The 10,323-nt window shown below is 62.8% G+C and carries 8 protein-coding genes and 1 pseudogene; 1 reads left to right on the top strand and 8 read right to left on the bottom strand.

Annotated elements, in window-relative coordinates:
• Window positions 1–151 precede the first annotated feature (151 nt).
• The 7 genes from DK391_RS42935 to DK391_RS42905 all read right to left on the bottom strand — a co-directional run bounded on the left by DK391_RS42935 (window position 152) and on the right by DK391_RS42905 (window position 9,040).
• Window positions 152–1,108 carry a D-2-hydroxyacid dehydrogenase gene (locus DK391_RS42935; protein WP_109484081.1) on the bottom strand — a complete coding sequence of 319 codons (957 nt, stop codon included), beginning with the start codon at window positions 1,106–1,108 and terminating at the stop codon, window positions 152–154.
• Window positions 1,109–1,127: 19 nt separating this feature from the next.
• Window positions 1,128–3,170, bottom strand: a complete 2,043-nt coding sequence (tkt, locus tag DK391_RS42930) for a transketolase (RefSeq protein ID WP_239483113.1) — start codon at window positions 3,168–3,170, stop codon at window positions 1,128–1,130.
• Window positions 3,171–3,274: 104 nt separating this feature from the next.
• On the bottom strand, window positions 3,275–5,134 hold the full coding sequence (locus tag DK391_RS42925) for a TRAP transporter large permease subunit (protein ID WP_109484082.1): 1,860 nt from the start codon (window positions 5,132–5,134) through the stop codon (window positions 3,275–3,277).
• 5 nt (window positions 5,135–5,139) lie between these two features.
• Entirely contained in the window at window positions 5,140–6,183 is a 1,044-nt protein-coding gene (locus DK391_RS42920) for a TRAP transporter substrate-binding protein (protein WP_109484080.1), read from the bottom strand.
• A gap of 155 nt (window positions 6,184–6,338) precedes the next feature.
• Complete coding sequence (locus DK391_RS42915) at window positions 6,339–7,103, bottom strand: glucose 1-dehydrogenase (RefSeq protein ID WP_109484079.1); 765 nt, start codon at window positions 7,101–7,103, stop codon at window positions 6,339–6,341.
• A gap of 96 nt (window positions 7,104–7,199) precedes the next feature.
• Window positions 7,200–8,198, bottom strand: coding sequence for a transketolase family protein (locus DK391_RS42910; RefSeq protein ID WP_109484078.1), 999 nt, complete (start codon window positions 8,196–8,198; stop codon window positions 7,200–7,202).
• Window positions 8,195–9,040, bottom strand: coding sequence for a transketolase (locus DK391_RS42905; RefSeq protein ID WP_109484077.1), 846 nt, complete (start codon window positions 9,038–9,040; stop codon window positions 8,195–8,197). The genes DK391_RS42910 and DK391_RS42905 overlap by 4 nt, the downstream gene beginning before the upstream one ends.
• A 190-nt stretch (window positions 9,041–9,230) precedes the next feature.
• On the opposite strand from DK391_RS42905, the gene gcvA reads away from it, so the two are divergent.
• The gene (gene gcvA / locus DK391_RS42900) at window positions 9,231–10,130 is read left to right on the top strand and encodes a transcriptional regulator GcvA (RefSeq protein ID WP_109484076.1); all 900 of its coding nucleotides are present in this window, start codon (window positions 9,231–9,233) and stop codon (window positions 10,128–10,130) included.
• On the opposite strand, the pseudogene DK391_RS45135 reads toward gcvA, so the two are convergent.
• Window positions 10,100–10,323: pseudogene (locus DK391_RS45135) on the bottom strand (hypothetical protein); the annotation flags it as partial. The gene gcvA and the pseudogene DK391_RS45135 sit on opposite strands and share 31 nt — an antisense overlap.

Here is a 10,323-nt window from a genome sequence, read left to right as displayed (position 1 = left end):
AACTAGCATTAGCGGTGTTAGCCCGCTTTCTTTGCTTACTTTCTTTGCGGCGGCAAAGAAAGTAAGTGCCGCCCCGCACAGGGGCAACGCATGAAGTATCACTAACAAAACGCGGATGCCAGCGCACAAACCCCAACATCAAACCCTAACATCAAACAACAACATTCACCCCCACCCCCTCAACAAATCGAGAAACATTATCCATTAACTGATCCGCCAGCGCCTGCTGCGCCTCATCAGAAGCCCACGCCACATGCGGCGTCAAAATCACATTCGACCGCATCGCAATGCGCATCAACGGATTATCATCGGAAGGCGGCTCACTAACGAGCACATCGAAGCCAATCCCGCTAATCATGCCCTCATCCAGCGCGCACACGCGCGCCTCTTCATCGACAAGCCCGCCACGCGCAGTATTAATGACGAGCGGCTTGCGCGTCATCGCACGAAACTCAGGCATCGCCAGCATGCCGCGCGTCTGCGGCGTAAGCGGACTGTGAATCGTGATGACGTCGCTGGTTTCAAGCACTTCTTGCCACGGTGTATAAAGCGGCCCGAGCCCGTCACGCCCCTTGTGCGCGGCAAACAGCGTGCGCATGCCAAACGCCTTCGCGATTTCCGCTACGCGCTGCCCCAACACGCCTTCGCCGATAATGCCGAGCGTCATGCCACCCAGATCATGGATCGCATGATTGAAGAAACAGAACTGCCCGGACTTCTGCCATTCACCATTGAGAACATCATCGCGATACGCGATCAGATTGCGCCGCAGCGCAAGCATCAACGCGAAGGTATGCTCGGGCACGGTGTTGACGGCATAGCCGCGAATATTCGACACGCGGATGCCATGCCGCGCGCACGCGTCCTTATCGACGCAATCGGTGCCCGTCGCCGCTACGGCTACCAGTTTCAGCGCAGGCAGGCGGGCAAGCGTGTCGGCAGTAAGTGGCACCTTGTTGGTGATCGCGATGGTCGCACCTTCCAGGCGCTCAGCCACCTGATCCACATCCGTATGGTCATATTCGATCAGTTCGTGTTCGAACGCGGGGCGCGTCAGCGTGATTTGCGGCGCAAGCGTCGCGCGGTCGAGAAAGACGATCTTCTGCATGCTGGTTCCTGTCGTAGTCTTATGTTGAAAGATGACGCCTGGCTTCCGCGACGATATGCGCGGGCGTGATGCCGAAATGCTCGTACAACGCTTCAGCCGGGCCGGACGCGCCGAATCCCGTCATGCCGACAAAGCTGCCGCGCTCGCCGAGATAACGGTCCCAGCCGAACCGCACAGCGGCTTCGATGCCGATTCGCACCGAGTCCACGCCGAGCACCGCTTGCCGGTACGCGCGATCCTGTTCGTCGAATAGTTCCCAGCACGGTAGCGACACGACCGCAGTGGGGATGCCTTCCGCCTGCAGCCGCTCGCGCGCCGCAACCGCAAGCGCGACTTCCGATCCCGTTGCGAGCAAAGTGACGGCACGCGAGCCGCCTTCGGCTTCGGCGAGCACATAACCGCCACGTGCACACAGGTTCTCTGCGCTGGCACGCGTGCGGACGAGCGGCAGGGTTTGCCGCGCGAACACCATCGTGCTCGGTCCGCTGCGATGCTCGTAGGCAAGTGCCCAGCATTCGGCGGCTTCGATGGCGTCAGCGGGACGGAACACGTGCATGTTCGGCATCGCGCGTAGCGATGCGAGTATTTCGACGGGCTGATGTGTCGGTCCATTCTTGCCGACGCCAATCGAGTCATGGCTGAACACGAACTTCACGGGCAAGCCCATCAGCGCGGCCATGCGCATCGCAGGACGCTCGTAGTCGGCGAACGCAAGGTAGGTGACGGCCAGCGCGATCACGCCGCCGTGTGCGGCCATGCCGTTCGCCATTGCGCCCATCACGTGCTCGCGCACGCCGCAATGCACGTAGGCGCCGGCGCGGTCCTCGGCAGTGAACGCACGCAGGCTGCGCTTGTGGCTGGTCGGCGCTTCGAGGTCCGCGCAACCGACCATACGTTCCGGCAACGGCGCGAGCAGATCGTTGATCTCGGCGGAAATCATGATGCCCGCCTGTCCTTCGCCTTTTTCCAGCGTGCGTTGCTTGTAGTCTTCCAGTACCTGCTGCCAGCCTTCAGGCAAACGGCCCGCCTGGATGCGCTCGAATTCGGCGCGAGCCTCGTTGGGCAAGGTGGCGAGGCGTTCGTGCCACGCGCGATATTCGTGTTCGCTGCGCCGGCCTGCGGCGCGCCATTCGTCGAGCACATCGCGAGGAATCTCGAACGGCGCGTGCGGCCAGTCCAACGCTTCACGCGCCGCGCTAGCATCGGCGTCGAACAGCTTGCCGCTGTGGCCGCCGCGTTGTCCTTGCAGACGCGCGATGCCACGCGCAATCACCGTGCGGCACGCGAGCATCGAAGGGCGTGGATCACGCTTTGCTTCCGCCAACGCGGCTGCGACGGCTTGCAGATCGTGTCCGTCGACTTCGATCACATGCCAGCCCGCGACGCGGAACCGCTCGCTCACGTCCTCGCTGATGGATAGCGCGGTGCTGCCGTCGTCGGTGATGCCGTTGTCGTCCCAGCAGAGAATCAGCTTGCCGAGTTTCAGATGACCCGCGAGCGAGATCATTTCCTGCCCGACACCTTCCTGCAGGCAGCCATCGCCGACGAATGCATACGTGTAGTGGTCCACGATACCGTCGCCGAATCGCGCGTTCAGATACGCTTCGGCCACGGCCATGCCGAATGCGTTCGCGATGCCTTGTCCGAGCGGTCCTGTGGTGACTTCGATGCCCGCCGCCGTATCGAACTCGGGGTGTCCTTCGCAATGCGAGCCCATTTCGCGGAACGACTTGATCTGGTCGATGCCGAAGTGCGCATAACCAGTCAGATGCAGCAGCGCGTAGAGCAGCATCGAGCCATGTCCGTTTGACAGCACGAAACGGTCGCGGTCGGGCCACTGCGGATCGGCGGGATTGAACTTCATGTGCTGCGTAAATAGCGCGGTGGCGATTTCGGCCATGCCGAGCGGCACGCCTTGATGGCCTTCGCCGGCGCGCACGATGGCGTCGATGGCGAGAAAACGGATCGCGTTGGCGAGCGGCCGCGCTTCGAGCTCTGATCCGGGCCGCGTTTCGGTGACTGGCGCGTTCGGCAGATCAGGCGACGGCATGAGTGCGGACATGACTTCTCCTTGCCGCTGCTCGCTGGATGCAGCGGCTCTCGTGAGCGTGTGTAAAGGGAAAGAAAGGGCGCTGCATTCTGCAGAGAACGCAGCGCGAGGCAATCTCAGTGCAGGAATCCGATCGAGATCCACGGCACAGCGGCCACGACGATCAGCCCGACGATCAGTGCCGCGATATAGCCGATGATCGGCTTCATCCCTTCGTCAGGATGAATGCGGCTCACTGCGCATGCCGAGTAGTAGCCGACGCCGAACGGCGGCGCGAACAGACCCACACCCATCGACAGGATCACGACCATCGCGTAGTGCACGTCGTGAATGCCCATCTGCCGCGCGATCGGGAACATCAGCGGGCCGAACAGCACGATGGCGGGAATGCCTTCCAGCACGCTGCCGAGCACGATGAACACCAGCACGGAAGCGGCCATGAACATCGCGGCGCCGCCGGGCAAGGCAGCCATGGTCTGCGCAAGCTGGCCCGAGAAACCCGATTGCGTGAGCGCCCACGCCATGCCCGTCGCCGCGCCGATGATCAGCAGGATCGCGCCCGAGAGTGCGGCCGTGTCGATCAGCATCGGCTTGAGGCGCGCCCATTCGAAGCGGCGATAGATCAGCAGGCCCGCAAGCACGGCGTACGCAATGCCGATGGTCGAGACTTCCGTCGCCGTCGCGACACCTTCGACCACAGCCAGCCGGATCACGAACGGCAGCGCCAGCGCAGGCACCGCGATGGCGAGCTTGCGCACCACTTCGCCGCGCGTGGCGCGCCGCACGCCCGACAGATCGTCGCTGCGATAACGGAACCACACGACAGTGCACAGCGTGATCGCGAGTACGATGCCGGGCAGCATGCCGCCCGTGAAGAGCGCGGAGATCGACACGCCTGTGACCGAACCGAGCGTGATCAGCACGAGACTCGGCGGGATCGTTTCCGTCTGCGCGCCTGTTGCGGCGAGCAGTGCGACGAGATCGCCGGGCTTCGCGCCGCGCGCCTTCATCTCGGGAAACAGCACGGGCGCGACGGCGGCCATATCGGCGGCTTTCGAACCCGAGATGCCCGACACCAGATACATCGCGCCGACCAGCACATACGACAGTCCGCCGCGCACGTGGCCGAGCAGGCTCGCGAGGAAGGCGATCATCGCGGCGGCCATGCCCGTCATCTCGATCAGTTGCCCGAGGAACACGAACAGCGGCACCGACAACAGGATCAGATGCGACATGCCTTCGTCCATCCGTCCGACTACGACGCTCAGCGGCGTGCTCGTCGTCAGCGCGAGATAGCCGAAGGTGGCGAGGCCGAACGAAAACGCGATCGGCACGCCCGCCAGCACGCACAGCGCCACCAGACCGACGAAGAAGATCAGCAGGTTCACGTTGCCGAGATCGTGCAGCAGCGGGCCGATGGCGACGAAGCCGCCCGCGATGGCCGCGACCAGCGCGAGTGCGCCGCGCGTCATCTGCCAGTTGGCGGTGCGCAGCAGCCGCAGGCAGGCGACGGCCAGCATCAGCGCGCAGCCGACGGGCAGCGCCGCCGCGCGCCACGTGTTGGAGATTTCGAGCGCGGGCGTCGTGATGATGCCCTCGTCCTGCGCGAATTCGACGGCAGGGCCGATCACCAGCAGCAGGAAGGCCAGCGGCGCGGCAATCGCGACCACGTCGAGAAACGCACGCAACGCAGGCGATGCCTTGCTGACCAGCGCCGTCATCCGCATATGCTCGCCGCGCCGCAAGGCGACCACGGCACCGAGCATCGCGAGCCAGAGAAACAGCATCGACGCGAGTTCATCCGACCACACCAGCGGCGTGTGCAGCAGATAGCGGCTGGTCACGCCCGCGAGCAGCACGCAGATCTCGGCGATCACCAGCAGCGCCGCCGGGATCTCGACGACATGTCCAAGCAGAGTGTCGATCACGCTGACGACACGGCGCGGCGACGGATGCGGGAAAGAAATGGTGTGCATGGTGTTCATACCAGTTTTCCAACGTACTTTTCGAGCAGGGTCCAGCCCTGGTCGCCGTATTTCGCTTTCCAGTCGCTATAGAAGCTGGTCTTGCGCAAGGCATCGCGGAAGGCCGGGCGATCCACGTCGACGACGTTCACGCCTTTGCCCTTGAGATCGTTGCGCAGCGAGCCGTTGAGCGACGCGATGTCCGCGCGTTGCAGCATGCCCGCGGCTTCGAATTCGCGCGTGACGATGGTGCGCATATCGGGCGGCAGCTTGTCCCATGCTCGTTTGTTGCCGAGAATCCAGTAGCCGTCCCACACGTGCGAAGTGAGGCTGATCGATTTCTGCACTTCGTAGAGCTTGGCCGTCGCGATGATGGGCAGCGCGTTTTCCTGTCCTTCGACCACGCCTGTCTGCAGCGCCGAATACAGTTCGTTGAAGTTGATGGGCGCGGGGCCGGCATCGAGTGCCTTGAACTGCGACGTGAGCATCGGCGCCTGCGGCACGCGGATCGTGCAGCCTTTCAGATCGGTCGGCGTCTTGATGACCTTGGTGGACGAGCTCACTTGCCGGAAGCCGTTGTCCCACACCTTCGATACCGTGACGATGCCCGTCTTTTCGATCTGCGCGCGGATATAGGCGCCGAGATCGCCGTCCATCGCTTTCCAGACGGTGTCGTAGTCGGGGAACGCAAAGCCGGTGTTGACGATGCCTGCTGCAGGCGCAAGCGTCGCGAGAATCGACGAGGCCTGGTTGAAGAACTCGACGCCGCCGCTGCGCACCTGGGAGAGCAGATCGGTATCCGAGCCGAGCTGGTTGGCGGGGAACACCTTGATGTCGAGCTTGCCGCCCGTGGCGGCGCGGATCTTGTCGCAGGCCTGTTGCGCGCGGATGTTGACGGGGTGCGTCGGATCCTGGCCCGTCGCGAGCTTGTACGAAAAATCGGCAGCCGATGCACGGCGGATCGGCAGTCCCCACAGCGGCGCTGCGGCGGCGACGCTTGCGCCCGCTTTCAGGAACGTGCGCCGGTCGATGCCGCCACGGATGGTCGAGCGGTTGCTCATGATGTGCTCCTCCAATACGGATGTGATGTATCGGTATAGTTGTGTTCCCCTGCAACGCGCTCTGCGGCGCGCTTGCCTGTGTCCGGCGACTGCCTTGTCGTGCGCGGCTGGCCGGACGCTGCCGCGCGCGTGACGCCTGTGCTGCGAGATACCGTCTAGCCGTGAATCAGCATGCCGCCGTTCACGTCGATCACGGCGCCCGTGATGTACGACGAAATCGGCGCTGCGAGAAACAGGAATGCGCCCGCTACGTCATCAGGCACGCCGAGACGGTTGAGCGGAATGCCCGCGAGAATTTCGCCGCGCTTGTCGTCGGGAATCTTGCCTGCATTGATGTCGGTCTGAATCAGGCCGGGCGTCACGCAGTTCACGCGGATGCCGTCGGGACCGAGCTCGCGCGCCATCGCCTTGGCGAGTCCGAGCACGCCTGCCTTGGCCGCCGAATAGTGCGGGCCGCCGAGAATGCCGCCGCCGCGCTGCGCCGATACCGACGACATGCAGCCAATCGAGCCGCTCTTCTGTTTCTTCATCTGCGGCACGACGGCTTGCGACAGATACAGCACGCCGCGCAGGTTCACGTCGAGAATGCGGTCCCAGCTTTCAGAGTCGATGTCGAGCAGCTTCACGGCCTGCGTGATGCCGGCGTTGTTGATGAGTACGTCGATGGCGCCGAAGTCGGCGACTACCTGTTCGACGGCGGCGGCGCACGCCTGGCGGTCGGTGACGTTGCAGGCATAGCCGCGATGCTCAGGGCCGATCGATGCCGCCGCGTCGCGTGCCGCCGATGCGTCGAGATCGAGGATCGCGACCTTCGCGCCGTGCGTGGCGAACATGCGCGCGGTGGCCATGCCGATGCCACGCGGCGAGGCGGCGCCGGAAATGACGGCGACCTTGCCGTCGAGAAGACGCGACTCTGACATGATGCTGTTCTCCTGATAATGGATTTTTGAGTAAGCGGTGTTGCGTAGCTATCGGGTTTTATCGGGTCTTGCAGGGTCTTCGGTGTCTTCGGTGTCTTAGCCCAGCCAGCCCTTGATGGTGTCGCACATCGCTTCGGTGGAAATGCCGTAGCGGTCGTGCAGCGTGGGCAAGGCGCCCGCGTCGAGGAATTCATCGGGCAGGGCGATCTGCCGGAACGGCGGCGTGACGCCCGCGCCGAGCAGCGTGCGCGCGACCGCTTCGCCCAGTCCACCTATCACCGTATGGTTCTCCGCGACGATCACCATGCGGCCCGTGCGCTTGGCTTCGCGCAGGATCGTCGCGGTATCGAGTGGCTTGATGGTCGGCACATGCAGCACGCCCACGCCGATGTTGTCCGCTTCGAGCGCCTTGGCGACTTCGAGCGAGCGCATCGTCATCAGGCCGGACGAGATCAGCAGCACTTCGTTACCGTCGCGCAGCAGCTTGGCCTTGCCGAGCTCGAACCGGTAGCCGTAATCGTCGAGCACGGCGGGCACGTTGCCGCGCAACAGACGCGCATACACGGGGCCTTTATGTGCGGCAATGGCGGGCACCATCTGTTCGATGTCGAGCGCGTCGCATGGATCGATCACGGTCATGTTCGGCATCGCGCGCATCAGTGCGATGTCTTCTGCGGCCTGATGGCTCGGACCGTAGCCCGTCGTGAGTCCAGGCAGCGCAGCGACGATCTTCACGTCGAGGTTGTCCTCGGCGATGGTCTGATGGATAAAGTCGTACGCGCGGCGTGTGGCGAACACCGCATACGTCGTGACGAACGGCTGCGCGCCTTCATGCGCGAAGCCGGCTGCCGCGCCCATCAGCAGTTGCTCGGCCATGCCCATCTGGTAGTAGCGCTCGGGAAATGTCTTGCCGAAGATGTGCAGGTCGGTGTACTTGCCGAGATCGGCCGTCATGCCGATCACGTTGGTTTTCGTGCGCGCCAGTTCGGCGAGCGCATGGCCGAACGGTGCCGAACGCGTAAGCTGGCCCTCGCCCGCAATCGACGCGATCATCGCCGAGGTCTTCAGGCGCGGCTTCTTGAGGACGGTGCTCATGCTTGTCTCCCGGCATCGAGTGCTTCGAGCGCGAGCTGCCACTCGTGCGGATCGACACGGATAAAGTGGTTCTTCTCGCGTTCTTCGAGGAACGGCACGCCGCAGCCCATCTTCGTATCGCACACGATGATGCGCGGTTGGGCCTTGTCGTGATGGCGCGCGTTATCGAAGGCTCGCTTCACGGCGTCGATGTCGTTGCCATCCACGCGTTGCGTGTACCAGCCGAACGCTTCGAGCTTGTCGACGAGTGGCTCGAAGGCCATGATCTGTGTCGATGGACCGTCGGCCTGCTGGTTGTTGACGTCGACGATGGCGATCAGGTTGTCGAGTTTCCAGTGCGCGGCGGACATGATGCCTTCCCAGATCGCGCCTTCGTCGAGTTCGCCATCGGAGAAGAGCGTGTAGACGAAAGCATCCGATTGCTTGCGCTTGAGGCCGAGGCAGCGGCCCACTGCAATCGTCAGACCCTGGCCGAGCGAACCGCCCGACATCTCCATGCCGGGCGTGTAGCTGGCCATGCCCGACATGGGCAGGCGGCTGTCGTCGCTGCCATAGGTTTCGAGTTCGTCGGCGGGGAGGATGCCGGCTTCGAAGAGGGCGGCGTACAAGGCAATCGCATAGTGGCCGTTCGACAGCAGGAAGCGGTCGCGGCCTTCCCAATCGGGATCTTCGGGGCGGTATTGCATGGCGCCGAAGTAGGCGACGGCCAGCACGTCTGCTATGTCGAGCGCCTGGCCGATATAGCCCTGGCCCTGTACTTCGCCCATCAGCAGCGCGTTGCGGCGGATGCGGTAGGCGTGTTCCGCGAGTTGGGCGGTGCGCCCGGCTTCGCTCGTATTCACGCGTGTCTCCTTCTTGCAGCGCCTGGCTCGATGAAGGCCGGGCGTCCGGTGATTCATGGCGGGATGCTTCGTGCTGCTCGCAGATCCGGGTAATCCCTTGTTTCGTGTGTGCTGCGAGTGAATCAAGCGTATCTGCTTGAACACATTGGCTCAAACGAATTAAAGTGTCCTATCGTTGAATTGAATTCATGTGGATACTGCGATGCACAATCGGGTCACACTCAAGTCGATTCAGGCATTCGAGGCGGCTGCGCGGCTATCGTCGTTCGCGCTTGCAGCAGACGAACTGTTCGTAACGCCGTCGGCGGTGAGCCATCAGATCAAGCTTCTGGAGGACCAGTTGGGCGTGCGGCTGTTTCATCGCGTGCATCGCGCGGTGATCCTCACGGACACGGGGCGTCAATATGCAGAGGAAATCGGCGCGGCATTCGCGCGCATCGACAAGGCGACGCGGGACATTGGGCGTGTCGCCAAGAGCGACATCCTGACGGTGCATGCGACGCCGAGCATCGCGACGCAGTGGTTGATGCCTCGGCTGGCGAGGTTTAGCGCGTTGCATCCGGATATCGATGTGCGGCTGAATGCTTCATCGGCGCCAGTCGATCTGATCAAGGAGGCGGTGGATATCGATATCCGTTATGGCGCGCGGCGTTTGCAACCTGCCGGGACGATGGTGCTGGATTTGCCGTTGGAGACGATTGTGCCGCTGTGTTCGCCCCGGCTTGCTGAGGGCGAGCATCCGATTCGCGCCGTTGCCGATTTACGGCATCACACGCTGATTCATAGCGAAGGATGTCTTGTTGGGTGGCGAGACTGGATGCGGCTGCATCGGAAAGTTGTTGTCGACATTACGCGTGGGCCGCGGTTTGACCGTTCTTTTATGGCGATTAGCGCGGCTGTCGATGGGCTTGGGGTTTGTCTCGAAAGTTTGCTGCTGGCGCAGCGGGAGCTTCAGACGGGTGCGCTGGTTGCGCCGCTTGGGTTTGATGGGTTGCGGGTGAATGGGTACACCATGAATCTGCTTAAGTCTCGGGCGGATTTGCCTAAGCTTAAGAGCTTTCAGGATTGGTTGTTTGAGGAGTTGGGGTGAGGGAGGGGTTTGGGTTTTGGTTTTTCGTCTTGGTTTTTGGTTTTTGGTTTTGGTTTTGGTTTTTGCTTTTGCTTTCGTTGGCGTCCGCGATTTGCGTCTGGTTTGCTAGCGTTGCCCCTGTGCGGGGCAGCACCTACTTTTCTTTGCCGCGGCAAAGAAAAGTAGGCAAAAGAAAGCCGCTGAACACCGCCAG

Source organism: Paraburkholderia sp. C35 (assembly GCF_003121405.1).
Taxonomy (GTDB): domain Bacteria; phylum Pseudomonadota; class Gammaproteobacteria; order Burkholderiales; family Burkholderiaceae; genus Paraburkholderia.
The sequence above is the reverse complement of the archived record's forward strand: the minus strand, read 5'-3'. Positions and strand labels throughout refer to the sequence as shown.